At 70.7% G+C, this 26,074-nt stretch carries 23 protein-coding genes; 7 read left to right on the top strand and 16 right to left on the bottom strand.

Features of this window, described 5'->3' with window-relative positions; genetic code table 11:
* Positions 1-14: 14 nt before the first annotated feature.
* From ACIQTP_RS23240 to ACIQTP_RS23175, 14 genes are all read right to left on the bottom strand, one after another.
* Positions 15-1,031 (bottom strand): pectinesterase family protein, encoded by a 1,017-nt coding sequence (locus ACIQTP_RS23240; RefSeq protein ID WP_403402468.1) that lies wholly within the window; start codon positions 1,029-1,031, stop codon positions 15-17.
* A 1-nt stretch (position 1,032) separates the two neighbouring features.
* Positions 1,033-2,175: a pectinesterase family protein gene (locus ACIQTP_RS23235; RefSeq protein WP_403402465.1), complete on the bottom strand. Its 1,143-nt coding sequence runs from the start codon at positions 2,173-2,175 to the stop codon at positions 1,033-1,035.
* A gap of 142 nt (positions 2,176-2,317) precedes the next feature.
* The gene (locus tag ACIQTP_RS23230; protein WP_403402462.1) at positions 2,318-3,652 is read right to left on the bottom strand and encodes a polysaccharide lyase family 1 protein; all 1,335 of its coding nucleotides are present in this window, start codon (positions 3,650-3,652) and stop codon (positions 2,318-2,320) included.
* Between the two features lie 40 nt (positions 3,653-3,692).
* On the bottom strand, positions 3,693-4,487 hold the full coding sequence (locus tag ACIQTP_RS23225; protein WP_403402459.1) for a rhamnogalacturonan acetylesterase: 795 nt from the start codon (positions 4,485-4,487) through the stop codon (positions 3,693-3,695).
* A gap of 141 nt (positions 4,488-4,628) precedes the next feature.
* Positions 4,629-5,966, bottom strand: coding sequence for an ABC transporter substrate-binding protein (locus tag ACIQTP_RS23220; protein WP_403402456.1), 1,338 nt, complete (start codon positions 5,964-5,966; stop codon positions 4,629-4,631).
* A 45-nt stretch (positions 5,967-6,011) separates the two neighbouring features.
* On the bottom strand, positions 6,012-7,583 hold the full coding sequence (locus tag ACIQTP_RS23215) for a family 43 glycosylhydrolase (protein WP_403402454.1): 1,572 nt from the start codon (positions 7,581-7,583) through the stop codon (positions 6,012-6,014).
* Positions 7,583-8,437 carry a PmoA family protein gene (locus ACIQTP_RS23210; protein WP_403402452.1) on the bottom strand — a complete coding sequence of 285 codons (855 nt, stop codon included), beginning with the start codon at positions 8,435-8,437 and terminating at the stop codon, positions 7,583-7,585. The genes ACIQTP_RS23215 and ACIQTP_RS23210 overlap by 1 nt, the downstream gene beginning before the upstream one ends.
* On the bottom strand, positions 8,434-9,690 hold the full coding sequence (locus tag ACIQTP_RS23205; RefSeq protein WP_403402450.1) for a Gfo/Idh/MocA family protein: 1,257 nt from the start codon (positions 9,688-9,690) through the stop codon (positions 8,434-8,436). The genes ACIQTP_RS23210 and ACIQTP_RS23205 overlap by 4 nt, the downstream gene beginning before the upstream one ends.
* Entirely contained in the window at positions 9,687-10,589 is a 903-nt protein-coding gene (locus tag ACIQTP_RS23200; RefSeq protein WP_403402448.1) for a carbohydrate ABC transporter permease, read from the bottom strand. The genes ACIQTP_RS23205 and ACIQTP_RS23200 overlap by 4 nt, the downstream gene beginning before the upstream one ends.
* Positions 10,586-11,521 (bottom strand): carbohydrate ABC transporter permease, encoded by a 936-nt coding sequence (locus ACIQTP_RS23195; RefSeq protein ID WP_403402445.1) that lies wholly within the window; start codon positions 11,519-11,521, stop codon positions 10,586-10,588. The genes ACIQTP_RS23200 and ACIQTP_RS23195 overlap by 4 nt, the downstream gene beginning before the upstream one ends.
* Before the next feature lie 182 nt (positions 11,522-11,703).
* Positions 11,704-13,455, bottom strand: coding sequence for an L-arabinonate dehydratase (gene araD / locus ACIQTP_RS23190; protein ID WP_403402443.1), 1,752 nt, complete (start codon positions 13,453-13,455; stop codon positions 11,704-11,706).
* Positions 13,452-14,360 (bottom strand): dihydrodipicolinate synthase family protein, encoded by a 909-nt coding sequence (locus ACIQTP_RS23185; RefSeq protein ID WP_403402440.1) that lies wholly within the window; start codon positions 14,358-14,360, stop codon positions 13,452-13,454. Before ACIQTP_RS23185 ends, araD begins: the two co-directional genes overlap by 4 nt.
* Positions 14,357-15,013, bottom strand: coding sequence for a GntR family transcriptional regulator (locus ACIQTP_RS23180; protein WP_403402437.1), 657 nt, complete (start codon positions 15,011-15,013; stop codon positions 14,357-14,359). The genes ACIQTP_RS23185 and ACIQTP_RS23180 overlap by 4 nt, the downstream gene beginning before the upstream one ends.
* 418 nt (positions 15,014-15,431) lie before the next feature.
* Positions 15,432-16,031, bottom strand: coding sequence for a TIGR03086 family metal-binding protein (locus ACIQTP_RS23175; RefSeq protein WP_403402434.1), 600 nt, complete (start codon positions 16,029-16,031; stop codon positions 15,432-15,434).
* Between the two features lie 176 nt (positions 16,032-16,207).
* Between ACIQTP_RS23175 and ACIQTP_RS23170 the strand changes: the two genes are divergently transcribed.
* The gene (locus ACIQTP_RS23170) at positions 16,208-17,398 is read left to right on the top strand and encodes an MFS transporter (RefSeq protein ID WP_403402431.1); all 1,191 of its coding nucleotides are present in this window, start codon (positions 16,208-16,210) and stop codon (positions 17,396-17,398) included.
* Positions 17,399-17,415: 17 nt separating this feature from the next.
* On the opposite strand, the gene ACIQTP_RS23165 is transcribed toward ACIQTP_RS23170, so the two are convergent.
* Both ACIQTP_RS23165 and ACIQTP_RS23160 read right to left on the bottom strand, forming a co-directional pair.
* Positions 17,416-18,588, bottom strand: coding sequence for a hypothetical protein (locus ACIQTP_RS23165; protein WP_403402429.1), 1,173 nt, complete (start codon positions 18,586-18,588; stop codon positions 17,416-17,418).
* The gene (locus ACIQTP_RS23160; RefSeq protein ID WP_403402426.1) at positions 18,585-19,604 is read right to left on the bottom strand and encodes a 5-dehydro-4-deoxyglucarate dehydratase; all 1,020 of its coding nucleotides are present in this window, start codon (positions 19,602-19,604) and stop codon (positions 18,585-18,587) included. Before ACIQTP_RS23160 ends, ACIQTP_RS23165 begins: the two co-directional genes overlap by 4 nt.
* 253 nt (positions 19,605-19,857) lie before the next feature.
* On the opposite strand from ACIQTP_RS23160, the gene ACIQTP_RS23155 reads away from it, so the two are divergent.
* The 6 genes from ACIQTP_RS23155 to ACIQTP_RS23130 all read left to right on the top strand — a co-directional run bounded on the left by ACIQTP_RS23155 (position 19,858) and on the right by ACIQTP_RS23130 (position 25,990).
* Positions 19,858-20,682, top strand: coding sequence for an NAD-dependent epimerase/dehydratase family protein (locus ACIQTP_RS23155; protein ID WP_403402423.1), 825 nt, complete (start codon positions 19,858-19,860; stop codon positions 20,680-20,682).
* Between the two features lie 331 nt (positions 20,683-21,013).
* Entirely contained in the window at positions 21,014-21,775 is a 762-nt protein-coding gene (locus tag ACIQTP_RS23150; protein WP_403402421.1) for a DeoR/GlpR family DNA-binding transcription regulator, read from the top strand.
* A 78-nt stretch (positions 21,776-21,853) separates the two neighbouring features.
* The gene (locus tag ACIQTP_RS23145) at positions 21,854-23,221 is read left to right on the top strand and encodes an ABC transporter substrate-binding protein (protein WP_403402418.1); all 1,368 of its coding nucleotides are present in this window, start codon (positions 21,854-21,856) and stop codon (positions 23,219-23,221) included.
* On the top strand, positions 23,218-24,156 hold the full coding sequence (locus ACIQTP_RS23140; protein ID WP_403402415.1) for a carbohydrate ABC transporter permease: 939 nt from the start codon (positions 23,218-23,220) through the stop codon (positions 24,154-24,156). The genes ACIQTP_RS23145 and ACIQTP_RS23140 overlap by 4 nt, the downstream gene beginning before the upstream one ends.
* The gene (locus ACIQTP_RS23135) at positions 24,153-25,004 is read left to right on the top strand and encodes a carbohydrate ABC transporter permease (protein WP_403402412.1); all 852 of its coding nucleotides are present in this window, start codon (positions 24,153-24,155) and stop codon (positions 25,002-25,004) included. The genes ACIQTP_RS23140 and ACIQTP_RS23135 overlap by 4 nt, the downstream gene beginning before the upstream one ends.
* Positions 25,001-25,990: a zinc-dependent alcohol dehydrogenase family protein gene (locus ACIQTP_RS23130; protein WP_403402409.1), complete on the top strand. Its 990-nt coding sequence runs from the start codon at positions 25,001-25,003 to the stop codon at positions 25,988-25,990. The genes ACIQTP_RS23135 and ACIQTP_RS23130 overlap by 4 nt, the downstream gene beginning before the upstream one ends.
* The last annotated feature ends 84 nt before the right edge of the window (positions 25,991-26,074 follow it).

Raw genomic sequence — 26,074 nt, 5'->3', positions numbered from 1 at the left:
TTTCTTCGGGGACATCACGGGCACCAGTCGCCGAGATACGCCGCACGCGTGTGCGACACGGCTTCCGTGTCCGTGAGCTGGGGACGGTTCTCCGGCACGGTGATCGCCGCGCCGGGGCCGGTGTTGCGGTACTCGCGAAAGCGCATGGACTGCCAGGGGTAGGCCTCGCGCATGTCTACGTAGGGCGCCACCGCGTCGATGCCGGGGCCGAGTTCCGTCTCCCGTACGACCAGGGACGGCCAGGCCGTCGTCTCGTACGACGGCACCCACGGCCGCGCGATCTTGTACGCCCCGTCCTGCGCGCCGGAGGTGACCCGGCCGCGCAGGGCCAGGAAGCCGTGCGGGTTGGCGCGGGCCGTGGAGGGCGCGAAGACCATCCCCTCGGGTCTGAAGGTGACGTCCCGGTCGAGGGTGTGGAAGTGGCAGCGCTCGAAGACGGCGGTGGCCCGCCCGAAGACGAAGTCCACGTCACCCTCGACGTAACAGTCGCGGTAGTACTGGCGGTCGAAGGCGGTCAGGGCCGTCGTGTCCGCGAACAGGGTGTCCTGGTGTGCCAGCAGGCGGACGCGGGTGAAGGACGCGCGATCCCCGGTGACGTACGCCGCCACCGCCTGTGTCCCGGTGATGTCCGGGTGGTCGGCGCGCAGCCAGTCGTTGGCGAGCGTCAGCCCGTGCACGGTGAGCCCCGGCGCCGCGGAGGTGAAGGTGGCGGAGCCCGCGGTGCCGTACGTTCCGGAGCCGTCCGGCTTCTGGGTCCCGTTGGCGCGGTCGAAGACGATGACGGCGTCGCGCGGGTCGCGGGTGGCGCCGAGCAGCGTCAGGCCGGCCTTGTCGGCGGGGATGTTCACGACCTCCCGGTACGTGCCCGGGTGCACGACGATCGTCCGGCCGGCGCCTGTCACCGCGTCCACGGCGGCCTGGACGGAGTCACCGTGGCGGACGTGCAGCACCCGGCGCCCGCCCGCGAAGGCGGGAGCCGCGCCGAGGACGGTGAGCGCACCGGCCGTGGTGAGAAAGGCGCGTCGGCGCATCTCAGCACCCCTTCCACGGCGTCCAGTCGCCCAGATACGCCTCCCGGGTCGCCGACTCGGCCTCGTCGTGGCTCAGTTGGGGACGGTTCTGCGGGACGCTGATCACCGCGCCCGGACCCGTGTTCCGGTACTCGGCGAAGCGCTGGCTCTGCCAGGGGTAGGTGTCCGCCATGTCGGTATAGGGCGCGACCGCGTCGATCCCGGCGGCGAGGCGGGTCTCGCGGACGGTCAGCATCGGCCGGGCGGTGGTGTCCGAGCCGGGCACCCAGGGGCGGGCGAGCTTGTAGTACGCGTCCGGGGCCTGGCTGCTGACCCGGCCGTGGGTGACCAGGTAGCCGCGCGGGTTGGCGAGCGCGGTGGAGGGGGCGAAGACGAAGCCGTACGGGGCGGCCGTCAGGTCCGTGCGGTTCAGGGTGCAAAAGTGGCAGCGCTCGAAGACGGCGGTCGCCCGGCCGAAGACGAAGTCCACGTCACCCTCGACGTAACAGTCGCGGTAGTACTGGCGGGCGAAGGTGCCGAGCGCCGTCGAGTCGGCGTACAGCGTGTCCTGGTGGCCCAGGAACCGGCACCCCACGAAGGCCGAGCGGTCGCCCTGCACCTTGACGGCGACCGCCTGGGTGCCGGTGATCTCGGGATGGTCGGCGCGCAGCCAGTCGTTGGCGAAGGTGATCGCGCGGGCGGTGAACCCGTCGGCCTGCACGGTGGTGGTGGCCGACCCGGTGGTCCCGTAGGTGCCGCCGCCGGGCTTCGGGGTGCCGTTGGCGTTGTCGTACACGACGACGACGTCTCGCGGGTCCCCGGAGGCGCCGATCCAGGTCATCTCCGTACGGTCGACACCGACGGCGACCGTCTCCCGGTACGTTCCCGGCGCGATGACCAGCGTGTATCCGGCCCCGCTCACGGCGCTGACGGCGGCTTGGACGGTGGTGTGGTCGCCGAGGCCGCCGGCGTGGACGTACAGGGTCCGCTCGGTGAGCCGGGCGGACGGCGAACCGTGGCGCCCGAAGGGGGACTTCTCCTGGGGCCGCGCCTGGGCCCGCGCGTCAGTCGCGAGGCCGAGCGCGAGAGCGGCTCCGGCACCGGCGACGAGGAAGGTTCTCCGGCTGGGGACGGCAGGGCGGGGTGTGGTGGTGCGGGAGAGCATGGCGATGCTCCTTCGCTGTGCCGCGGGGCTCAGAAGCCGCGCGGGCTCTGCGGGAGGGACGAGGGGCCGGAGCGGCGCGCCCTGGGTGGTGGGCGGTGCGGTGCCGCTCCGGCCTGACCGGGAGGGCTGGACCGGAGCCGGGTCAGCAGATCTTTCCGGCGCCCGCCCCGTGGTCCACGATCCGCGGCACCGCCCTGGGCGAGTCGACCCTCGTCCGCAGGGTCGGCGTCCATCCGGCCCCGGACTGCAGCGTCTCCGCCGGGATCTCCGCGTTGTGCACGGCGATCAGGTCGGTGGCCGCCCCGTTGACGTAGTTGTCCGCGGCGGTGAGCGGCGCCTCCTTCCACTTCTTCAGGACGGTCGCCGCGCTGACCCCTGCGGGCAGCGTGAACGCGTTGTGTTCGGCGACGAGTTGGGACTCCATGCCGATGCCGTAGCTGTAGGAGTAGCCGTCGCCCGCGACGAAGTGGTTGTTGTACGAGTCGACCTGGCCGAAGCGGACGCGGGGCGCGCGCTCGACGAGGTTCGAGAACAGGTTGTGGTGGAAGGTGACCTTGAGGTGGCCCCGGTCGACCGCGGCGGTGGACGCGCTGTCGCTGTTGCCGACGAGGATCGTCTTGTCGTGGTCGGCGAAGACGTTCCAGGAGGCGGTCACGTAGTCCGCGCCCTTGACGATGTCCAGCTCGCCGTCGTGCTGCTCGAAGATCCGGCCGAAGTACGTGGGCAGCGTGCTGTCGGGGTGGTCCCCGTCGGTGAAGGTGTTGTGGTCCAGCCAGACGTGCGTGGAGCCGTAGACCACCGCGCTGTCGTACTCGGAGTTCCAGTTGCCCACGGAGGTGTCGGTCGGGTCCCACTGCGGGAAGCAGTCGAGCGGGCTCTCGAAGGTGAGATTGCGGACGATGACGTTGTCCACGGCCTTGATCTGGAGGCTGGCGCCCTTGAACCCCGCGCCCTTGCCGAGGCCGACGAGGGTGGTGTTGGCGGGGATCTCCGCCTTGATGGCGGTGTCCTGGCCGGCGGCGGAGGCGCGGCGCAGGCCTTCGGGGCTGTCGTCGGGCTCGGCGTCCAGGTTGGTGCCGTATCCCCAGTTCTCCGGCGAGTACTTCTGCAGATAGGCGTCGAAGTCGTAGCCCGGCGCGGCGAAGGATTCGCAGCCTTCGGCGTTGGCGTCGATCGTGCCCTTCACCCGGATGATCTTCGGGGCGGTGCCGCCGTTCTTCAGCGCGGCCTTGAACTCGGCCCAGGTGGTGACGGTGTACACGTGCGCGGCGTCGGCCGCCGCGCCGCCGGAGGTACCCGTGCCGTCGGAGCCCCAGCCGTCACCGGCGGCAAGGGTCCCCCGGCCGAGGTCGCCCGTCCGGGCCTGGGCCTGGGCGGCGGTGCCGGTGGCGGCGAGGGCCAGAGCGGTGCAACCGGCCAGCAGGGCCGTCGTCACCGGCCTTGCTGTGGCATGTCCATGCCATTTCTGTGTGTTCACTGTGCGGCTCTCCTTCTGGCGGAGGTTCTGTGGAAGGGGGTTACGCGGTGGCGTCCGGCCAGGTGATCCAGGACTCGGGGACTTCCTCGTCCAGCCGGCGCACGTCCCGGTGTGCCAGCACCCGGCGGTGCAGCAGCTCGGCCGCGACGAGACGGGCCACCGCGATCGCACCCGGCGGGTTGAAGTGGGTGTTGTCCTGCTCGGTCGCGGTCCAGTTGAAGTACTTCTTGGTCTCCTCGACACCGAGCCGCTGCCACAGGGCGATCGACAGGGCCTGGATGTCGAGCAGCGCCACGTGCTCCTCCTCGGCGAGGGCGCGCACCGCCGCCGGGTAGTCGCCGTGGGTCGCCACCGCGTTGCCGTCCGCGTCGAACTTTCTGCGCTCGACGGAGGTGGCGAGCACCGGCCGCGCGCCACGGGCCCGCGCCCCGTCGATGTACTGCCAGAGGTAGTCCTGGTACGTCGTCCAGGGCTCGGTGTAGCGCGTCGGGTCGGCGCTCTTCTCGTCGTTGTGCCCGAACTGGATGAGCAGGAAGTCGCCGGGACAGATCGCCCCGAGGATGACGCCGAGCCGCCCCTCGTCGACGAAACTTTTCGAACTCCGCCCGTTCGCGGCGTGGTTGGAGACTTCCAGGTGCTCCCGCAGAAAGAACGGCAACGCCATCCCCCAGCCGGTCTCCGGCGCGGCGTCGGCGTACTTCTGGGCGGCGGTGGAGTCACCGGCGATGTAGAGGGTGCGGCGACGCCGGGCGGCTTGTGCGGTGCCGGTTGCCGCAAGGGCAACGGGAACGGCGGCAAGGGCCGCCGAGGTGACCTGTCTACGCGTAAGGGACACGAACGTGTGCCTTTCAAGCAGAGGGGGGACCCGCGCCCCGTCTTTAGGGGCGCGGGGCTGTATCAATGTGCGGCTCCGCCGCGTGGGCGCGACCAGCCACAACGGTCCCGCAGCCAAAAACCGACCGAACCACCCGAGTTCTCAGTGGTTCGTCTTCCAGTCCGCCTGCGCCTTGTTCAACTGATCGGCCAGCGTGTCCAGGAACTGCTTCGCGCTCGTCTTCCCGAGCAGCAGCTTCTGGAAGTTCGGCTCGTTGTCGGACTTGGAGATCGTGTTCCAGTCCGGCAGGTAGTACGGCAGCTGCACGATCTTGGTGCCGGCCCCGTTCAGCGCCTCCGCGGCCAGCTTGGTGGGCTCGGCCTTCTGGATCCACGCGTCCTTCGCGGCGTCGGTGTTCGCCGGGACCTGTCCCGCCGACTCGTTGAACTTGGAGTTCTCCGCCGCCGAGAGGGCGAACTCGATGAACTTCCAGGCGGCCGCCTTGTTCTTGCTGGACTTGAACAGGCTCATCCCGTCGACCGGGTTGGACACCTGCACGCGTGTGCCGTCGTCCCGCGTCGGGTTCGGGATGCCGCGGAACTTCTCCGCGCCCAGCGCCTTCAGGTGGTCCTGGTAGGAGCCGAGGTTGTGGCTGAGCATGCCGATGGTGCCGCTGTCCCACTGGGCGACCATCTTGGTGAAGTCGTTGTTGACGTCGGCGGACGGGGTGTCCTTCTTGTACAGGGCGATGTACTTCTCGAGGGCCGCGACGTTCTTCGGGTCGTTGACGGTGGTCTTGTCGCCGTTCCAGAACGAGGTGATGCCGGTCTGGCCGTACACCGCGTCGAGGGCCGGCGCGATGGCCCCCTCGCCGCCCCGGATGGTGAAGCCGAACTTGTTCTTGCCCGTGTCGGTGAGCTTGTCGGCGGCGTCGTAGAACTTCGACCAGGTGGTCGGGGCGTCCAGTCCCGCCGCCTTGAACAGGTCCGTCCGGTACCACAGCGTGCCGTTGTTGGCGGAGGTCGGCACCTGGTACAGGGTGTCACCGCCGCCCGCGGCCCGGCTGACGTCGAGCAGGTTCTGGCTCAGCTTGCCGTTCAGCGAGCTCCCCTTGAGCCGGCTGTCCAGCGGCTCCAGCGCACCCTGGACGGCGACCTCGGCGAGCATCGCGGTACCCACGCCGCCGACGTCGGGCAGGCCGCCGCCCTGGATGGCGGTGTCGTACTTCGACTGGGCACTCGCCGCCGGGATGCCGACGTACTTGACCTTGATGTCCGGGTACTTCTTCTCGAAGTCCGCGATGATCTGCTTCCAGATGTCGGTGCGGACACCGCCGTTGTTGTCCCAGAAGGTGATCTCGCCCTTGCCGGAGCCCTCGGTGCCCTTGTCGCCCGCCGCGCCGCTGCCGTTGTCGCCGCAGGCGGTGGCGGTGAGCGCAAGCACGGAGCCCAGGGCGACGACCGTCGCGGCACGCCCGGTTCTGTGGATGTTGATCTTCATTGATCGGCTCTCTTCTTCTGGATCCAACGGGGTTGTGGGGTCTTGTCAGCGGAAGGAACTGGTGATGCGGAACCGCGTGAACGAGGCCGCGCCGGCGTGTCCCCCGCCGGCGGGCGCGAGTGCGAAAAGTCCGAGCAGGGCGCCGACCCAGCGCCAGGGGGTGGCGGCGAAGACCTGGCCGGAGGGCGTCCGGCCGCCCCCGACGTCGTAGGAGAACCGGCAGCGCGCCCCCGCCCCGCTCTCGATCCACAGCCGGGCCCGCCCCTCGGGCGCCTCTCGCGGATGCGCGGCGTCGCGCTCCGGCTCGGCGACCGGCTCGGCGAACCGGTGCACGAGCCGCACCGACCCGTCAGCCTCCCGCTGGAGCCCGATCCAGCTGAAGGCGTCCCCGAGCACCGCGAGCCCCGCCCGCGCCCCCGGCTGCTCGCTGTCGAGACGCAGCTCCACCTCGACGGTGGCCGGAGTGCCGGGTAGCCGCTGGGTGAGGACGTTCGGTAGTTTGCGCAGGTCGCACACGTCCACCGTCCGTACGCAGCTCAGCCGCAGCCCGTCCCCCGAGTGCTGGGTGGCCCAGCCGTCCTGCGGGTTGGCGGTCCACTGCCACTGCCGTCCGAACCTGCCGCCGGGGAAGTCGTCGTCGGTGGCGGGCGCGGAGGGCGGCTGCGGTGGCAGTCGCGGCTTCCGGTGTACGGCGACGGGGGCGCCCTCGTCACCGAGCACCGGCCAGCTTCCCCCACTGTCGGCTTCGCTCCCGCGGGAGGTACCCCCATCGCCCCAGCGCATCGGCTGGAGGTGGACGACACGCCCGTAGGGCCCGCGCTGCTGGAAGTGCGCGAACCAGTACTCGCCGGCCCTCGTGCGCACCCAGCCGCCCTGGTGGGGACCGTTGACCTCGGTGTCCCCCTGCTCCAGCACCACCCGCTCCTCGTACGGGCCGAAGAAGCCGCGTGAGCGGAAGGCGCCCTGCCAGCCGGTCTTCACTCCCCCGGCGGGTGCGAAGATCCAGAACCAGCCGTCGTGCCGGTAGGCCTTGGGCCCTTCGAGGGTGAACCAGCCCGGGATCCGGTCCGCGTCGATGATCACCTTGCCCTCGTCGAGCAGCCCGGTGCCGTCGGGGCGCATACGGTGGCCGGTGAGCCGGTTGTTCACACCCGCGCGGGACTTGGCCCAGGCGTGCACGAGATACGCCTCGCCGGTCTCCTCGTCCCACAGCGGGCAGGCGTCGATGAGGCCCTTGCCCTCCTTGACCAGGTGCGGCCGGGTCCAGGGACCCCGGATCTCCGGGGCGTTGACCTGGAAGATGCCGTGGTCGGGGTCGCCCCAGAAGATCCAGAAGCGGTCGTCGTGGTGCCGCAGGGACGGCGCCCACACCCCGCAGTCGTGCCTGGGCTTCCTGAATTCCCCCGCGGGTTCCAGGAGTTGGAGGGCATGACCGACGAGCGTCCAGTTGACCAGGTCGCGGGAGTGCAGGAGCGGCAGGCCCGGTACGCGGCCGAAGCTGGAGGCGGTCAGGTAGAAGTCGTCGCCCACGCACAGGAGGTCGGGGTCCGACCAGTCGGCGTCGAGGACGGGGTTGCGGTAGGTGCCGTCGCCGAGGTCGGCAAAGGCCGGCGCCATCAGGGGCTCACCGCCTTGCGTACCAGCGCCGCGGCCTCGCCGCTGCCGAGGGCGCCGTCCGCGACGACGGTGACGACCCGGCGTACGACCGTCTCCCCGGCCGGGATCGGCAGCCGTTCGGTGTGCGCGAGGGAGGAGCCGACGCCCGGGTACTCGGTGGTGCGCACGAACCAGGGGTCGCGGCGGGTCGCCGCGGTGGCCCCGGCGAAGACGAGGGTCCAGCCCGCGCCCACGAGGGCGAGCCAGTCGGCGGGGGCCCCGTGGACCGCCGCCTCGCCCTCGGTGTCGGCGGTGAGGACGCGCGGCGCCTGTGCTTCCTTGCGGGCCCGCCAGAAGAAGCCGCCGTAGGCCGCTCCGGGCCGCCCGTTGGTGGCCGGGCTGCCGATCGAGAGGGGGCGTGTGGTCGTGTTGGTGAGGGAGAAGGTGAAGTCCAGCGCCCAGGCGGAGTGGGTGAGTTCGGCGACGGCGACCGTACGGCGCTCGCGCAGCAGCTCGCCGCCCGCGGCCACCCAGCGCAGCTCCTCCACGAAGCCGTCCGGGTCGCGCAGCTGGAACCCGGCGTGCCGCTGGGCGCCGTGGTTGGCCAGCTCGGTGGGTCCCTGGTCGCGGACATAGGTGCGACCGCCCCAGAAGTTGTGCCCCTCGACGTCGGGAACGGCGACACCGACGCCGAGGTGGTGGGTGTGGTCGGCGGGGCTGAGCTCGGTGACCGCCGTGCCGGCCAGGGTGGTGACCGGGTGGAGGTAGGGGCGTGGCGAGAACCGGGGCGCCAGTTCGGGCCGGGTGACGTACCGGCCGACCGGGCGGCCCGCGACCCGCAGGACGAGCGAGTCGGTGCTCTGCGCGTGGTTCATGGGGTGCTCACCTCGTTTCCCACCTTGTTCGCGGCCTTGTTCGCGGCCTTGTTCGGGACGTCGCTTCGAACGTCGTTCGGGGCCTGGTCCGGCCGGGCCCAGGAGGCGCCGAGCTCGGAGTAGAGGGCGAGGGTGTCGGCGGCGGCCGCCACGAGTCCGTCGATGCCGGGCACGACCCGGCGGTTCTCCTCGGGGAGCGGTTTCCAGGCGTCGGCGGGCAGCGCGAGCGGGTCCGGCGCCTGCCGGATCGCCTCCACCACCTTCATGAAGGCACCCGTCGCATCCGGCGCGACCAGCAGTTCGGCGCCCTCCGTCAGATGCGCGACCAGGTTCTCCAGCAGGTCCGTGCGGCCGTACTCGATCTCCTCCGGGCCGTGCCCGGACCGCTGCACCAGCACGCGGTCCTGCTTGTACCAGAAGGTGATCCGGCCGCTGCTGCCGTGCACCAGGACGTACGGTTCGCCGGGCCGCTCGGCACAGAGCGTGGCGGCGACGGTGACCCGGCCCCGCGGGGTGCTGATCCGTACGCAGGACGTGTCGTCGGACTCGATGTCGTTGGCGTGCAGCAGCTCGGTCTCGATCGCGGTGACGTCCTCGGCGCGGGTGGACCCGTTGAGCGCGAGGGCGGTGGCGACGGCGTGCGCGAGGGGGTTGGTGAGCGCCCCGTCGATCACGTCCACGCCGTTCAGCCGGCGCCTGCCCGCCCAGGGTGCCCGCCGGTAGTACGCCTCGTCGCGCGCCCAGGCGCCCGCCCCGCCGATCCCGGCCACCTGGCCGATCACACCCCGCGCGATCAGTTCCCGGACCGCGGGCACGGCGTGCGAGCCGAGCGACTGGAAGCCGATCTGACAGACGACCCCGGCCGCGGCGACCCCGTCGGCCATCCGGCGGAACTCGGCGTACGACGGCGCGGGCGGCTTCTCCAGGAGCAGGTGTACGCCCTTGCCCGCGGCGATCAGCGCCAGGTCGGTGTGGGTGGGGATGGGCGTGCAGATCACGGCGATCGCGGCCCCGGTGGAGTCGAGGAGGGCGCCGAAGTCGGCCGACTGCTCGACCGTTCGCCCGTTCAGTTCCTCCGCACTGAGCGGGGTCAGCTCGCAGATGCCCGCCAGCCGTACGAGCCCCTGGTCCTGGAGCCGGCGGATGTTCTCCAGGTGCCAGCGGCCGTGGCCGCGCGCACCCGCGAGAACGACGGGCAGCGGCGGTTTCCTGGTGGGCGTGCTCGACGGGAATTCCTTGGCGGGCGTGCTCATCCCTTCACCGCCCCCGCGCTGAACCCGGTGATCAGCCACTTCTGGATGAAGGCGAAGACGATCACGACGGGGACGGCCGCGATGATGCCGCCCGCGGCGAGCGCGCCCAGGTCGACGCTGTCGGAGCTCATCAGCGTGTTGAGTCCCACGGGGATGGTCTGCTTGCTCTGGTCGCTGAGGAACATCAGGGCGAACAGGAAGTGGTTCCAGGCGTGCACGAAGGCGAAGGAGCCGACGGCGATCAGCCCGGGCCGCAGCAGGGGCAGGACGACGATCCGGAAGGCCGTGAAGCGGTCACAGCCGTCGACCCAGGCGGCCTCTTCGAGCGAGTACGGGACGTTCCTGATGAACCCGCTGATGAGGATCATCGACAGCGGCAGCTGGAAGACCGTCTCGGCGATGATGACGCTGCCCAGCGAGTTGATCATCTGGAGCTTGGCGAAGATCTGGAAGAGCGGGACCAGGAGCAGTGCGCCCGGCACGAACTGGGAGCAGAGCAGCGCCAGCATGAAGCCGCGCTTGATCCTGAAGTCGAAGCGGGCCAGGGCGTACCCGCCGGCGAGGGCGACGAGGGTCGTCATCACCAGCGTGGCGACGGCGATGAGCACGCTGTTCTGGAAGTAGGTCCCGAAGCTGCGGTCGTTCCACACCTTGTCGAAGTGGTCGAAGGTCACGGGCCACGGCACGAGCGAGGTCGAGCCGGCCGGGCGGAGCGCGAAGAGCAGGATCCAGTAGAAGGGGATCAGGGTGAAGAGGAGGTAGAGGGAGAGCGGAAGGTAGATGTGCCGGCGGGGGACCTCGTCCCAGGCGCGGCGCTTCCTTCCCGGGCGCTGCCGGGGCTCCTCGGCGGGCGGGGCGGGCGCCGTGGGGGCGCTGATCGTGGCGTCCTTGGTGATCACTTGTCCCCGCCTCCGAACTTGCTCAGTCGCAGATAGACGACCGAACAGAACAGCAGAATCACGAACGCGACCGTGGTGAGGGCGGACGCGTAGCCGAAGTTGTGGGCGTCGACGCCGGTGTTGGCGATGTAGAGCGGGAGGGTCGTCGTCTCGCCCGCGGGACCACCGCCCGTCAGCGTGTAGAGCAGGTCGACGTTGTTGAACTCCCACACCGCGCGCAGCAGGGTGGACAGGATGATGGCGTCCTTCAGGTGCGGCAGTGTGATGTGCAGGAACTGCCGGAAGCGGCTGGCGCCGTCGACCTCGGCGGCCTCGTACAGGTCCTTGGAGACGGACTGGAGGTCGGCGAGGATCAGGATCGCGAAGAAGGGGACACCGCGCCACAGGTCGGCGACCACGGCCGCCGGGAAGACGGTGGAGGTGTCCGACAGCCAGCTGGTGCCGTACTGGCCGATGCCCGCGTCGGCCAGGTAACGGGTGATGCCGGTCTGGGAGTTGTAGAGCAGCACCCAGATCGCGGAGGTCAGCACACCGGAGACGGCCCAGGGCGAGAAGACCAGCGCGCGGCCGACGGCCCGTCCCACGAAGGTCTGGTTGACGATCAGTGCGAGCGCGAGCCCGAAGAGCAGTTGCAGGCCGACCTCGACGAAGACCCACTTGGCGCTGAAGGTCAGCGTGTCCCAGAACTGGGGGTCGCTGGTGAAGGCGTGGGTGAAGTTGTCGAAGCCCGCGAAGCCGTTGCGCCACGGTTTGGTGGGGTTGTAGTTCTGCAGGCTGTAGTAGAAGACGCTGATGACCGGGTAGGCGATGAAGCCCAGCATCAGCAGGCCCGCCGGGGCGATCAGCAGATACGGGAGCTTGCGGGGCGTCGCCGAGCCACGGCGCCGCCGGGGTGGCGCGGGCTGTTTCGCCACGACTGCGGCTTGGGCCATGACTGTTCTCCGTTCTGGCGGGTGCCGTGGAACGCTTGCCGTGCTGACAGGAAGCGCTTGCTACGTACACATGGGTGAAGCGCTTGCCGTCCACCGTTCGAGATGTCGACCGGACGATCGATCAGATGCTGGGCAGATGTTGGCCGTTGGTGCTCAGGGGAGAGCGGCCCTGGCGGGCACGCTCAGCCCGCGTACGGGTCCGGCACCTTCCCCGGCCGGGCCAGGAAAGCGAAGTCGCAGCCGGTGTCCGCCTGGGTGATCTGCTCGTTGTAGAGCGCCCCGTACCCGCGCTCGTACCGTTCGGGCGGCGCCGTCCACTGTGCCCTGCGCCGCTCCAACTCCTCGTCGTGCACGTTGAGTTGGAGTGACCGCGCCTCGACGTCGAGGGTGATCGTGTCCCCGGTGCGTACCAGGGCGAGCGGTCCGCCGATGTGCGACTCGGGCGCCACGTGCAGCACACAGGCGCCGTAACTCGTGCCGCTCATCCGGGCGTCGGAGATCCGCACCATGTCCCGTACCCCCTGCTTCAGCAGATGGTCGGGGATGGGCAGCATCCCGTACTCCGGCATGCCGGGACCGCCCTTGGGCCCGGAGCCCCGCAGCACCAGCACGCTGTCCGCCGTGATGCCGAGCGACGGGTCGTTGATGGTCCGCTGCATGGTCTTGTAGTCGTCGAAGACGACCGCGGGACCGGTGTGCTTGAGCAGGTGCGGCTCGGCGGCGATGTGCTTGATGACGGCGCCGTCGGGGCAGAGGTTGCCGCGCAGTACGGCGACTCCGCCCTCGGCCGCGACCGAGTTGTGCCGGGTGCGGATGACGTCGTCGTCGTGCACCTGGGCGCCGGCCAGTTGCTCGCGCATGCTGTCGTACGACACCGTCGGCCGGTCCAGGTGCAGCAGATCGGTGATCCGCGACAGGAACCCGGGCAGTCCGCCGGCGAAGTGGAAGTCCTCCATGAGGTACTTCCGGCCGCCGGGCCGGACGTTCGCGAGCACCGGCACGGTCCGCGCGATGCGGTCGAAGTCGTCGAGCGTGAGGGTGACGCCCGCCCGGCCCGCCATGGCGATCAGATGGATCACGGCGTTGGTGGAGCCGCCGAGCCCGAGGACGGTCGTCACCGCGTCCTCGAACGCGTCCGCGGTGAGGATGTCGGACAGTTTCCGGTCCTGGCGGACGAGTTCGACGATCCTCAGGCCCGCCGCGGCCGCCATCCGGTCGTGCCCGGAGTCGACGGCGGGGATGCTGGACGCGCCGGGGACGGTCACCCCGAGCGCCTCGGCGGCAGCCGTCAGCGTGGACGCCGTACCCATGGTCATGCAGTGCCCCGGGGACCGCGCGAGCCCGCTCTCCAGCTCGGTCATCTCGCACTCGCCGATGAGTCCGGCGCGCTTGTCGTCCCAGTACTTCCACATGTCGGTGCCGGAGCCGAGGACTTCGCCCCGCCAGTGTCCGGGCAGCATGGGCCCGGCGGGCACGAAGACGGCGGGCAGGTCGACGGACGCGGCGCCCATGAGCAGGGCGGGCGTGGACTTGTCGCAGCCGCCCATCAGTACCGCGCCGTCGACGGGATACGAGCGCAGCAGTTCCTCGGTCTCCATCGCCAGCAGGTTGCGGTAGAGCATCGGGGTCGGCTTCTGGAAGGTCTCGCTGAGAGTGGAGACCGGGAATTCGAGCGGGAAGCCCCCGGCCTGCCACACCCCCCGCTTCACGGCCTGCGCGCGGTCGCGCAGATGGACGTGACAGGGGTTGATGTCGGACCAGGTGTTCAGGATCGCGATGACCGGCTTGCCGAGGTGTTCCTCGGGAAGGTAGCCGAGCTGGCGGGTGCGGGCCCGGTGGCTGAAGGAGCGCAGACCCGACGAGACGCCGCTGCCGTACCACTGATGGCTCCGGAGCTCCTCGGGGCGCTTCGGCGCCCCTCTTCCCTGGCTCATATGGACCACCCCGCGGCGATGGCGGCGACTTCCGCGCGCTCGGACTCGGGCAGCAGCGTGCTCGGCGGGCGGACCTCGCGGCGGCACAGGCCGAGCGAGGCGAGGGCCTCCTTGACCACGGTGACGTTGTTGGCGGAGGTGTTCGCCGCGCGCAGCTCCTCGAAGCGGCGGATCTGCTCCCAGACCTTCATGGCGGCCGGGTAGTCACCGGCCCGAAGGGCTTCGATCATGTTCAGGGAGACGGCCGGTGCGACGTTCACGAGGCCCGAGGTGAAGCCCGTGGCACCGGCCGAGAAGTAGGACGGGGCGTACGGTTCGGCGAGGCCCGCGACCCACACGAACCGGTCGAGCCCCGCGTCCCTGGCGAAGGCGGCGAAGCGGGCCGCGTCCGGGACGGCGTACTTCACTCCGATCACGTTCGGGCAGACGTCGGCGAGGTCGGCGAGCCGGGCGCCGGGCAGCACCGGGTTGCGGATGTAGGGCACGACGCCCAGCTCCGGCACGGCCTCGGCGATGGCACGGTGGTAGTCGACCCAGCCGCCCTCCGAGACGTAGGGGTGCACGGGCTGATGGACCATCACCATCCGCGCCCCGAGCTCCCGGGCGTGCCGGGCGGAGGCGACGGCGGTCGGCAGGTCGTGTCCGACCCCGACCAGGACGGCGGCGCGGTCGCCGGCCTCGTCGATCGTCAACTCGGTGACGAGCTGCCGCTCTTCGGGGGTCAGAGCGTAGAACTCACCGGTGTTGCCGTTCGGTGTGAGGGTACGGATGCCGCCGTCGAGCAGCCGACGCAGCAGGGCCCGGTGGGTGTCGCCGTCGATCGTCCCGTCCTCCGTGAAGGGGGTCACGGGGATCGCCACGACCTCGGCGAGCGCCGCCCGCTGGGTCTCGTACGTCGCTGTCATTCCTGTCCAACCTCTTCCTGGGTCTCGGGGAAGGCCCGTCGCACGAACGACTCGATGTGGGCGTGCAGCGCGCGGGCCGCGCCGTCGGCGTCACCGTCGAGGGCGAGACGCAGGATCTCCCGGTGCTCGCCGGCCTCGCGCTCCCAGGACGGGTCGGCGGCCCAGGCGACCGCCGACACGAGAGCGGCCTGGTCACGCACTTCGTCGAGCATCCGGCCGAGCAGCGGGTTGCCGCAGGAGACGTACAGGGCGCGGTGGAACTCCCGGTTGGCGAGCGAGCGTTCGGCGGTGTCGGAGGCGTCGTCGGCGCGGGTCAGCGCGTCGCGCGCGGCGTCGAGCGACGCCTCGCGCCGTACGGTCCGCCGCAGCGCCTCCGGCTCCAGCAGCAGCCGCACGTCGTACACCTCGCGCGCCATGTCCGCGTCCACCATGCGCACCGTGACGCCCTTGTACTGGTTCATCACGACGAGCCCGGTACCGGCCAGGGTCTTGAGCGCCTCGCGCACGGGTGTCTTCGACACCCCGAACCGCGCGGCGAGCTCGGTCTCGACCAGGGCCTGCCCCGGGGACAACTGCCCGGTGAGGATGCGGTGTTTGATCCCCTCCAGCACGAACTGCGTGCGGGACGGGATCGGAATGGGCACAGAGGTCATGCGCGCCTCTCGGATCTGTATCTGATCTCGTGTATCGCGTCTCATATATGACGTACGAAGTACGACGCGTTGAAGGTAGGAGCGCGGTCGTGTTTCGTCAACGCTTCCGACAAAAGAAGTTGGAGTGACCGAGGAGGTCCGGGCCGCCGGACGGTCATCCACGATTCGCTTTCGCGATGCGGTCGAGGTCCGCCTCGCGGAGGAACGCGAGAGCCCTCCCCTCACACTCGGCCCGCAGCCCGTGCGCACTCGACGCCCAGCCCGGGCTCACTCGGCCCGCAGCCCGTGCGTGTCGATCTCGGCACGATCAGATCGCGCACGGTCCTTCCGGATATGCATCTGCAACTCGGCGAAGGTGCCGGGCACCCCCGTCCCGGCACCGCGCTTCAGCAGTACCCGGGTCTCCGGCGAGGCCGGGCTACGGCTTCCAGCCGGGGTCGCGGCCGCTGAGGCCGATCACGCGGTCGAGGAGGGGCGCATCGTCGGGCACCGGCACCACGGGGCCGAACAGACCTCCGCCCGGGCCGGAGTTCTCGGCCGCGGCGGCGAGGAAGCCGTACGCCGCCCGCAGCGCGACCTCGTCGGGCTCGTACTCCTGGCCGGTGGCCCGGGCCAGGTCCCAGCCGTGCACCACCAGCTCGTCGGCGGCCACGGCCCCGGCGACCGCACCCGGCAGCGGCACCCCGCCCGCACGGGTCTCGCCGGTCCACGCGGCCGGCTCGCGCCAGGCCTCGGCGAGCTCGTCGAGGGCCTTCGGCAGGGTCTCGCGCCAGTCGGGCCCGATGTCCGGCACCACTGAACCGGGACTGGTGTCGGTCGTGACGCCCAGATCCTTGCGCCCGGCGTCACGGAAGGCGACGGCCAGTCCGCCCACATGCCCGAGCATGTTGTGCACCGCGAGCCCGGGACAGGGCGTGTCGCGGTCCAGCTGCTCCCGCGTCATCCCCGCCGCGAGGCGCGCCACGATCAGGGCCTGCGGCCCGAGGTCGAAGATGTCGAAAGTCCGGTCGTCCGTCATCCGCTGCTCCCCAGATTCTTCAGCTCTTGGCTCTTCGGTTCTTGGCTCTTCGGCTCTTCTGTGGCTCCGCTCCGGAAGTAGACCGAAACCGCGCCCGGAACTCATCGCTCCCGGCCGAGGGGATAGGGCACATGCCCGATCCTCGACCGCCCTCCTTAGCACCACGATCAGCTGCCATGACATGGACGGTGACGCGTGTTCTGGGTGACCGCAACGCGGGGTTGTACCTGGCCGGAGTGGTGGTCTCCGGGTTCGGTTCGTCGGCGATGTGGCTGGTGTCGGGCATCTGGGTCAAGGACCTGACGGGCTCGAACGGTCTGGCGGCCCTGTGCGTGTTCGCCCTCTGGGCCCCCACGCTCGTCGGTCCCGTCCTCGGCGTGCTCGCGGACCGCACCCGCCGCCGGCCGCTCCTGATCGCCGTGAACGTGGCCCTGGCCGCGCTCCTGCCGACGCTCTTCGCCGTGACCACCCGGGACCGCCTGTGGATCCTGTTCACGGTGCTTTTGATCTACGGGGCGGCGGGTGTCGTCCATGACGCGGCGGAGTCGGCGCTCGTGGCCACGGCCGTCGACAGGCGCCTCCTCGGCGACTTCAACGGCCTGCGCATGACGGCGGGCGAGGGCGTGAAGCTCCTGGCGCCGCTGACCGGGGCGGGCCTGTACGCGGCGTACGGCGGTGCGAGGGTGGCCGTCCTGGACGCCGTGACGTTCGCCCTCGCGGCCGGGCTGTACGCGCTGCTGCGGGTCCGCGAGGCCCCGCCCGCCCCGGACCCCTCGGCCTGGCGGGCCCGGACCGCGGCGGGCATCCACCACATCCGGCATCACCCGGAACTCCGGCCACTGATCCTGGCCGCCGCCACGACGATGCTCTTCGCCGGCCTCAACGGCGCCACGGTCTACGCCGTCGCCGAGGGTCTTGGCCACTCCCCCGCGTACGTCGGCCTCCTCTACGTCGCCCAAGGCGTCGGCTCGGTGCTGACCGGCCTGGTCTCGGGTCCCCTGCTCCGCCGACTGGGCGAGCGCCGCTTCGCCGTGTACGGCATCGCCCTCACGGCGGTCGCGGTCGCGCTGCGCGCGGTCCCGTCCGACACGGTGGCCCTGGTCTGCGGCGCGGTGATCGGCTTCGGTCTCCCCTGCGTCCTGATCGCCGCGTACACCGCCGTCCAGCGCGAGACTCCGGCCCCGCTCCTCGGCCGCACCTCCGCCACCGCGAACACCTTGATGTACGCCCCGAACGCGCTCGGACTGGCCGTCGGCGCGGGCCTGATCGAACTGGTCGACTACCGGCCCCTGCTCCTGACCCTCGGGCTGACCCGCCTCCTGACCCTGCGCCCACTCCTCAAGCGCCGGACGACCCGAGGCTCATAGGGCCCCGGGGTCCGGGCTCAGACCGAGCCCGTCAACACCGCCCGTACGGCGTCCAGATCCCCGTCCGAGGCCAACCCCGCGTGATACAGCCGCAGTTCGGTCGCGCCCGCCGAAGCCGCCCGAGCCGCGTCGTCCGCCAAGGTGCCCGGGCTGCCTCCCATCCCCGACACGACCGTGAAGTTGGCGGCCAGTACGGCCGCGTCCCGCCCCTGTTCCGCGAACGGCGTGAGCGGGCCCACCCCACCCGTGCACGGCACCACCACCCCGTCCGCCACGGACAGAATGTGCCCGGGATCGACCCCGGCGTTCGCCCCGCAGTGGTACGACACGGGATCGGCGTGCAGCAGCACCTGGAAGCCGGCCGGCGCGGCCGCGCGTACCGCCGCGACCGCCGTCTCCTGGAGCGAACGGGCCACGCCCTCACGCCACGCGCGCGTGGCGGCCGCCGTCTCACCCCCGAGCAGCTTCTCGACCACCGGCCAGCCGCCGTCCGACGGCACGTCCCCGCGCCACACCGGCTCCAGCGCCTCCCGGACGGCCGACGCCAGGAAATCCGCGTCGAGCCCGTATCCCCCGTACCCCTCCCGGCAGGCCGCGCAGAAGCAGAGCGACATCAGGTACTGGCCGGCGTCCCCGAGCCCCACCCCGCCGATCTTGTCGTGGGCGTGCAGATGCGTGAGGCCGTACCAGCCGAGCGACTCCAGCTCCGTACCCAGCGCCCCGGGCCGCGGCGCCGCCTCCACCGCGAGGTCGACGAGGTACGTCCGGGTGTCGGCCTGCGCGATGCACGGCGCCCACGCATAGCGGTCCCCGTAGGCGTTGACGACGGAGGTGGACGGATGCTCGGCCCCCATCCGGGAGTTGTGCGCGAGGACCACCCAGGTGTGGACGTCAAGGCCGGCCTCCGCGAGCGCGGCGGCCGCCTCCCCGTACGCGTCCCCCGGCGCCCACTCCCCGGCGGCGTAAGGCCGCAGCGCGCGCCCCTCCCACCGCGCGTCGTCGACGGGGTACAGGACGGCGGCGTGCGAGGCCGTCACGATCCGGTGCCGGTGGTGGCGAGGGGTCAGCGCGCGCGTGGAGTGGTACGCGGAGGCGAGCGTCACCTGTCGCACCCCGAGCCCGGCGATCCGCTCGGCCGCCCCCGGATCCCCTACGACGTCCCACGGATAGACGAAAGCGGACGCCTTCACTCGCCCTCCCCCAGCCGTCCTTCTCCCTCGGGTCCCTCAAGCGCTGCGTCAGACCCCTCGAGCGCTCCCTCGGGCCCCTCGAGGGGCTCCAGCAGCGCATACCCCCGCTCGATCAGCTGAGCGAGCTGTTTCACATGGTCCTCGGTCGGCTCGTGCAGCGGCGGCCGTACCTCACCCACGTCCAGCCCCCGCAGCCGTACCCCCGCCTTGACCAGGGAGACCGCGTAGCCGCGGCCCTGGGCCCGCAGGTCGACGAAGGGGCGGTAGAAGCCGTCCAGCAGCCGGTTCGCCGTCTCGTCGTCGCCCGCGTTCAGCGCCGCGTGGAACGCCAGAGCGATCTCGGGTGCGAAGCAGAAGACCGCCGACGAGTAGAGCGTGATGCCGATGCCCCGGTACGCGAGCCCTGTCAGCTCGGCGGTCGGCAGCCCGTTGAAGTACAGGAAGTCGCCGGGGACCTCGCTGCGCACGGCGCTCACGATCCGCTGCATCAGGTCGAGGTCGCCCACCCCGTCCTTGAAACCGATGATCCCCTCGGTGCGGGCGAGTTCGACCACGGTCTCGGGCGTGAACACGGCGTTGTCGCGCTGGTAGACCACCATGTCCAGCGAGGTGGCGGCGGCGAGTTCCCGGTAGTGCCGCAGGAGTCCCTCCTGCCCCGCCACCACCAGATACGGCGGCATCGCGAGCAGCCCGTCGGCCCCGGCCTCCTCGGCGAGGCGTGCGAACCGTACGGCGAGGGCGGTCCCGTATCCGGCGCCCGCGACGACCGGAACCCGCCCGGCCGTCTCCTCCGCGGCCGCCCGCACGCACTCCTGGAACTCCTCGGGCGTGAGCGCGTGGAACTCCCCGGTGCCGCAGCAGGCGAAGACGGCGGCGGCACCCGCCTCGACGCCGCGGCGCACATGCGCGCGGTAGGTGTCGAGATCGAGGGCACCGTCGGGGCCGTACGCCGTGACGGGGAAGAACAGCGGCCCGCTGGGGACGCTGAGCCGAGCGGCAAGGGGGGCTGACGTCACGGACTCTCCCTGGGGCAGGTGCTCACGCACACGACAGCGGGTGCATGTTTCTGATCCATGTCCATATTTCTGAACGCCACCACGCTAAAGCGCGACCTTGGGGCCGGTCAAGCGCGCACACCCGCGACACAGCAGCGGATTCGCCACCTTCGCGCGACACTTGACGGAGCAGGTCGGCGCTCCTTAGCGTGTCCATGGATGTGAATGCCGTACACGAATACGGCCACTCACGTGGCCGTGAGGAGACACCCGCATGCCCGCTCCCCGCACCGTTCTGCTCACCGGCGCCGCCGGCGGACTCGGCACCCTGATGCGGGGGCTGCTGCCGGACTACGGCTATGAGCTGCGCCTCCTCGACCTGCTGCCCGTCGAGGGCGAGCCGGACGCGCTCACCGCGGACCTCGCGGACAAGGCCGCGCTGCGCGAGGCCGTGCGGGGCGTCGACGCGATCATCCACCTCGCGGGCATCTCCCTGGAAGCCTCCTTCGACAAGATCCTCAAGGCGAACATCGAGGGGACGTACAACCTGTACGAGGCGGCGCGCGAGGAGGGCGTACGACGCATCGTCTTCGCCTCCTCCAACCACGCCGTCGGCTTCACCCCGCGCCCCCGGGGCGAGGCCCCCTTCGACGACGGCGCCCTGATCCCGATCGACACCCCGCGCCGCCCGGACACCTTCTACGGGCTCTCCAAGTCCTTCGGCGAGGACCTGGCGCAGTTCTACTGGGACAAGCACGGCCTGGAGACGGTCTCGGTCCGCATCGGCTCCTGCTTCGCGGAGCCCACCAGCGTGCGCATGCTCTCCGTCTGGATGAGCCCCGAGGACGGCGCCCGCCTCTTCCACGCGGCGCTGACCGCCGAGGACGTACGGCACACGGTCGTCTACGGCTCCTCCGCCAACACCCGGCTGTGGTGGGACCTCTCGACGGCCCGGGCGCTGGGCTATGAGCCGCGGGACGACTCCGAGCCCTACGCCGAGAAGCTCATCGCCGAGCAGGGCGAGCTCGACCCCGCCAACCCGGACCACGCCCACCTGGGCGGCCACTTCACGACGCACCCGCCGATCTGGCCGTACTGACGACCGGACGGCGTAATGACGATCGGCTGGCCGCACTGACGACCGGGCGGCCGGAAGACGACCGTGCGACGAGGGCGCGAAAGAGCGGGCGGGCACCGAACGGGCCCGCCCGCCGCCGTGTTCGGGCACGAACCCTGCCCGATCCCACCCCGCCCACCGCTCCGCCCCAGGTCCGGCACGGGCGCCCACCACGCCAAACGGTCACAGCCGGGCATCATCGGTCACGCAACAGGCCTGGTCAGTGCCGCGCACCCGCTGTAGAACTTCCCCCAAGGCCCACACCGGGCCCGAACGGGCAGTACGCACAGGACGCAGGGAGCAGGTGTCGGCCATGACCGCGGAAGAACGTCAGCGGGAGATCGTCAAGGCCGCCCGCCGTACCGGCGCCGTCGACGTCACCGCGCTCGCCGCCGAACTGGGCGTCGCCAAGGAGACCGTACGGCGTGACCTGCGCGCCCTGGAGGACCACGGCCTGGTCCGCCGCACCCATGGCGGCGCCTACCCCGTGGAGAGCGCCGGGTTCGAGACGACGCTCGCCTTCCGGGCCACCAGCCATGTGCCCGAGAAGCGCCGGATCGCGAGCGCCGCGGCCGAGCTGCTCGGGGACGCCGAGACCGTGTTCATCGACGAGGGGTTCACCCCGCAGCTCATCGCCGAGGCACTCCCCAAGGACCGGCACCTGACCGTGGTCACCGCCTCCCTGGCCACGGCGGGCGCGCTCGCCGAGGCCGACCACACCAGCGTCCTGCTGCTCGGCGGCCGGGTCCGCCCCGGCACGCTCGCGACCGTGGACCACTGGACGACGAAGATGCTCGCCGGTTTCGTCATAGACCTGGCGTACATCGGCGCCAACGGCATCTCCCGCGAACACGGCCTCACCACCCCCGACCCGGCGGTCAGCGAGGTCAAGGCCCAGGCGATCAGGGCCTCCCGGCGCACGGTCTTCGCGGGCGTGCACACCAAGTTCGGGGCGGTCAGCTTCTGCCGCTTCGCGGAGATCACCGCCCTGGAAACGATCGTCACGAGCACACTGCTTCCGACGTCCGAGGCGCACCGCTACACCTTGCAAGGCCCCCAGGTCATCCGAGTCTGAAAACCCAACTCACCCACTACAAGGGCACACCCACCCCTGAGAACGCCCTTTATCTCCCTATACGTCCAGGAGCGATCCATGCGAACCCAGAGCCGACGGAGGTCGCGCGCACTCGCCGCGGCCGCCGCAGGGACGCTGCTCGCCCCGCTGCTCTCCGGCTGTTGGGTCGGAGCGGGCGGGTCGGGGTCAGGCGGCGACTCCATCAACGTCCTGATGGTCAACAACCCGCAGATGGTGGAGCTGCAGAAGCTCACCAAGGCGCACTTCACCAAGGACACCGGCATCAAGGTGAACTTCACCGTGCTGCCGGAGAACGACGTCCGCGACAAGATCAGCCAGGACTTCGCCAACCAGGCCGGCCAGTACGACGTCGCCACGCTCTCCAACTACGAGATACCGATCTACGCCCGCAACGGCTGGCTGCACGACATGGACTCCTACGTACGCCAGGACAGCGGCTACGACGAGCAGGACATCCTCGCCCCCATGCGGCAGTCCCTGACGGCCGCCGACGGCAAGCTCTACGGGCAGCCGTTCTACGGCGAGTCGTCCTTCCTGATGTACCGCAAGGACGTCTTCGCCCAGAAGGGCCTGACGATGCCCGCCCACCCCACCTGGGAGCAGGTGGGGCAGTTGGCCGCCGAGGCCGACGGCGCCCGGTCCGGCATGAAGGGCATCTGTCTGCGCGGCCTGCCCGGCTGGGGCGAGCTCATGGCACCCCTCACCACCGTCGTGAACACCTTCGGCGGCACCTGGTTCGACAAGGACTGGAAGGCCCGTCTCGACTCCCCCGAGTTCGAGAAGGCGACGAAGTTCTACGTGGACCTCGTCCGGGGGCACGGCGAGTCCGGCGCCGCCCAGTCGGGCTTCGCCGAGTGCCTCAACAACATGACCCAGGGCAAGACGGCCATGTGGTACGACGCCACCTCCGCGGCGGGCTCCCTGGAGGCGTCCGACTCCCCGGTCAAGGGCAAGATCGGCTACGTACCCGCGCCCGTCGAGAAGACCAAGTCCTCCGGCTGGCTCTACACCTGGGCCTGGGGCCTGCAGAAGGCCTCCCACAACTCCGACAAGGCCTGGAAGTTCATCTCCTGGGCCTCCAGCAAGCAGTACGAGCAGCTGGTCGGGGACACGATCGGCTGGTCCAACGTGCCGGCCGGCAAGCGCGCCTCCACCTACACGAACCCCGCGTACACCAAGGAGGCCGCCGCCTTCCAGGAGATGACCCGCGAGGCCATCGAGGGCGCCCGGCCGCGTGACCCGGGGGTGCAGCCGCGCCCCGCGCCCGGCATCCAGTTCGTCGGCATCCCCGAGTTCACCGACCTCGGCACCAAGGTCTCGCAGGAGATCAGCGCGGCCATCGCCGGACGCCAGTCCGTCGACTCGGCCCTGAAGAAGTCCCAGAAACTCGCCGAGAAGATCTCCAAGGAGTACGAGGGACGATGACCGCCACGACAACGGCCCCCGTGGCCGCCACTCCCGTACGCACCCTGGGAAAGCCGTCCAACCGGCTGCGCGCCTGGGCCACCCGCGCCCCGCTGCTCCCCGCCCTCATCTTCATGATCGCCGTGACCCAGCTCCCCTTCGTGGCCACGCTGGTGATCTCCTTCTTCGACTGGAACGCGCTCTACCCCAAGGCCCGCCACTTCACCGGCCTCTCCAACTACTCGGACGTCCTGACCGACCCCGACCTGCGCCACTCCGTCTGGACGACGATCCTCCTGACGGCGGCCGTGGTCGTCGCCAGCCTGGTCATCGGCCTGGGCCTGGCCCTGCTCCTGGACCGCGGGTTCCGCGGCCGGGGCATCGTCAGAACCCTCCTCATCGCCCCCTTCCTGGTGGTCCCGGTCGCCGCGGCCCTGCTCTGGAAGCACGTGCTCTACAACCCGGAGTACGGCCTGCTCAACGGGCTGCTGCACTACGTGGGCGGCCCCCAGCCCGACTGGATCTCGGGCACTCCGCTCCTGGCGGTCGAGGCCTCCCTGGTCTGGCAGTGGACGCCGTTCATGATGCTGATCCTCCTGGCCGGCCTGCAGAGCCGTGACCACCAGCAGATCGAGGCCGCCCGGGTGGACGGCGCGAGCGACTGGCAGGTCTTCCGCTACCTCACCCTCCCCCACCTGCGCCGCTACCTCGAACTGGGCGCCCTGCTGGGCTCGATCTACATCGTCCAGAACTTCGACGCGGTCTTCACCCTCACGTCCGGCGGCCTGGGGACGGCGAACCTCCCCTACACCGTCTACCAGAGCTTCTACCAGGCCCACGAGAACGGCCTCGCCTCCGCCGCGGGCGTCCTGGTCGTCATCGGTTCGATCATCATCGCGACCTTCGCGCTGCGCGTGGTCTCGTCCCTGTTCCGCGAGGAGGTGTCCCGCGCATGAGCGCCACCACGATCCGCGTACGACCCCGGCGTGCCCGGGGAACGGGCCTGGGCCTGTTGGCCTGGCTGCTCGGTGTGCTGTTCTTCCTGCCCATCGCGTGGATGGCCCTGACGTCCTTCCACTCGGAGTCGGACGCGGCGACCAACCCGCCGTCCTTCGGCGCCGCCCTCACCCTCGACGGCTACCGCGACTTCTTCGGCACGGGCGGCGGGGCGAGCCCCTGGCCCGCGCTGATCAACTCGACAGTGGCCTCGGTGGTCTCCACCCTCTGCGTCCTCCTGCTGGCCTTCCCGGCGGCGTACGCACTGTCCATCCGCCCGGTGAGGAAGTGGACGGACGTCCTGTTCTTCTTCCTGTCGACGAAGATGCTGCCGGTCGTGGCCGGGCTGCTCCCGATCTACCTCTTCGCGAAGAACACCGGAATGCTGGACAACATCTGGCTCCTGGTCATCCTCTACACCTCCATGAACCTGCCGATCGCGGTGTGGATGATGCAGTCGTTCCTCGCCGAGGTACCGGTGGCGGTGATCGAGGCCGCCCAGATCGACGGCGCGAAACTGCCGACGATCCTGGCCCGCGTCGTGGCCCCCATAGCCCTCCCCGGCATCGCGGCCACGGCACTGATCTGCTTCATCTTCAGCTGGAACGAACTGCTGTTCGCCCGTGTGCTGACCGGTGTGGTCGCCGAGACGGCCCCCGTCTTCCTGACCGGCTTCATCACCAGCCAGGGCCTGTTCCTGGCCAAGGTGTGCGCCGCGTCGCTCGTCATCTCCCTGCCGGTGCTCGCCGCGGGGTTCGCCGCCCAGGACAAACTGGTCCAGGGCCTGTCCTTGGGAGCCGTCAAATGAAGGCCGCCGTCATCGAGTCCGTGGGCCGCGCCGTCGTCACCGAGGTCCCGGACCCGACGCCGGGCCCCCGCGAGGTCGTCGTCGAGGTCGCCGCCTGCGGCCTGTGCGGCACGGACCTGCACATCCTCCAGGGCGAGTTCGCGCCCAAGCTGCCGATCGTGCCGGGGCACGAGTTCGCGGGCGAGGTGGTCGGGGTGGGCACGCAGGTCACGGAGATCTCGATCGGCGACCGAGTGGCGGTGGACCCCTCCCTCTACTGCTACGAGTGCCGCTACTGCCGCGCCGGCCACAACAACCTCTGCGAACGCTGGGCCGCCATCGGTGTGACCACGGCGGGCGGGGCCGCGCAGTACGCGGTGGCCCCGGTCGCGAACTGCGTGAAGCTGCCCGAGCACGTGCGCACCCAGGACGCCGCACTCGTGGAGCCGCTGTCGTGCGCGGTGCGCGGCTACGACGTGCTCCAGTCCCGCCTGGGAGCCCATGTCCTGATCTACGGCTCCGGGACGATGGGCCTGATGATGCTGGAGCTGGCCAAGCGCACGGGCGCGGCGAGCGTGGACGTGGTGGACCTGAACCCGGCCCGTCTGGAGACGGCCCGCCTGCTCGGGGTCTCGGGATCGGCGGCGAACGCGGACGAGCTGGACCGGCCGCAGGGCTGGGACGTCGTCGTCGACGCCACCGGCAACGCGGCGGCGATCCAGGACGGCCTGGACCGGGTGGCGAAGGCGGGCACGTTCCTCCAGTTCGGGGTCGCCGACTACGCGACCCGCGTGACGATCGACCCGTACCGCATCTACAACCAGGAGATCACCATCACCGGTTCGATGGCGGTGCTGCACAGCTTCGAGCGGGCGGCGGAGCTGTTCGCGAACGGCGTGCTCGACCCGGAGATCTTCATCAGCGACCGGATCGAGCTGGAGCGGTATCCGCAGGCGTTGGAGCAGTTCGCGGCGGGCGTGGGCAGGAAGATCGTGGTGGTTCCGTAGGGAATCGGAGGGATTCGGGCCGGGGGCTCGGGGTTCAGCCAATTGGCCGCTTGGTAAGGGAACGGCAAAATGGTCTCGCTCGTT

Origin of the sequence: Streptomyces sp. NPDC090798 (assembly GCF_044768965.1) — a bacterium.
In the GTDB taxonomy this organism is placed as follows: domain Bacteria; phylum Actinomycetota; class Actinomycetes; order Streptomycetales; family Streptomycetaceae; genus Streptomyces.
Note: the sequence above shows the minus strand (reverse complement) of the source record. Positions and strands in the feature narration are given on the sequence as shown.

Excerpts from the sequence above, each read along its gene's own strand:
- ACIQTP_RS23240 (WP_403402468.1), bottom strand. The coding sequence starts at position 1,031 with ATGCGCCGACGCGCCTTTCTCACCACGGCCGGTGCGCTCACCGTCCTC.
- ACIQTP_RS23235 (WP_403402465.1), bottom strand. The coding sequence starts at position 2,175 with ATGCTCTCCCGCACCACCACACCCCGCCCTGCCGTCCCCAGCCGGAGA.
- ACIQTP_RS23220 (WP_403402456.1), bottom strand. The coding sequence starts at position 5,966 with ATGAAGATCAACATCCACAGAACCGGGCGTGCCGCGACGGTCGTCGCC.
- ACIQTP_RS23215 (WP_403402454.1), bottom strand. The coding sequence starts at position 7,583 with ATGGCGCCGGCCTTTGCCGACCTCGGCGACGGCACCTACCGCAACCCC.
- ACIQTP_RS23210 (WP_403402452.1), bottom strand. The coding sequence starts at position 8,437 with ATGAACCACGCGCAGAGCACCGACTCGCTCGTCCTGCGGGTCGCGGGC.
- ACIQTP_RS23205 (WP_403402450.1), bottom strand. The coding sequence starts at position 9,690 with ATGAGCACGCCCGCCAAGGAATTCCCGTCGAGCACGCCCACCAGGAAA.
- ACIQTP_RS23195 (WP_403402445.1), bottom strand. The coding sequence starts at position 11,521 with ATGGCCCAAGCCGCAGTCGTGGCGAAACAGCCCGCGCCACCCCGGCGG.
- araD (WP_403402443.1), bottom strand. The coding sequence starts at position 13,455 with ATGAGCCAGGGAAGAGGGGCGCCGAAGCGCCCCGAGGAGCTCCGGAGC.
- ACIQTP_RS23185 (WP_403402440.1), bottom strand. The coding sequence starts at position 14,360 with ATGACAGCGACGTACGAGACCCAGCGGGCGGCGCTCGCCGAGGTCGTG.
- ACIQTP_RS23180 (WP_403402437.1), bottom strand. The coding sequence starts at position 15,013 with ATGACCTCTGTGCCCATTCCGATCCCGTCCCGCACGCAGTTCGTGCTG.
- ACIQTP_RS23175 (WP_403402434.1), bottom strand. The coding sequence starts at position 16,031 with ATGACGGACGACCGGACTTTCGACATCTTCGACCTCGGGCCGCAGGCC.
- ACIQTP_RS23170 (WP_403402431.1), top strand. The coding sequence starts at position 16,208 with ATGACATGGACGGTGACGCGTGTTCTGGGTGACCGCAACGCGGGGTTG.
- ACIQTP_RS23155 (WP_403402423.1), top strand. The coding sequence starts at position 19,858 with ATGCCCGCTCCCCGCACCGTTCTGCTCACCGGCGCCGCCGGCGGACTC.
- ACIQTP_RS23150 (WP_403402421.1), top strand. The coding sequence starts at position 21,014 with ATGACCGCGGAAGAACGTCAGCGGGAGATCGTCAAGGCCGCCCGCCGT.
- ACIQTP_RS23145 (WP_403402418.1), top strand. The coding sequence starts at position 21,854 with ATGCGAACCCAGAGCCGACGGAGGTCGCGCGCACTCGCCGCGGCCGCC.
- ACIQTP_RS23140 (WP_403402415.1), top strand. The coding sequence starts at position 23,218 with ATGACCGCCACGACAACGGCCCCCGTGGCCGCCACTCCCGTACGCACC.
- ACIQTP_RS23135 (WP_403402412.1), top strand. The coding sequence starts at position 24,153 with ATGAGCGCCACCACGATCCGCGTACGACCCCGGCGTGCCCGGGGAACG.
- ACIQTP_RS23130 (WP_403402409.1), top strand. The coding sequence starts at position 25,001 with ATGAAGGCCGCCGTCATCGAGTCCGTGGGCCGCGCCGTCGTCACCGAG.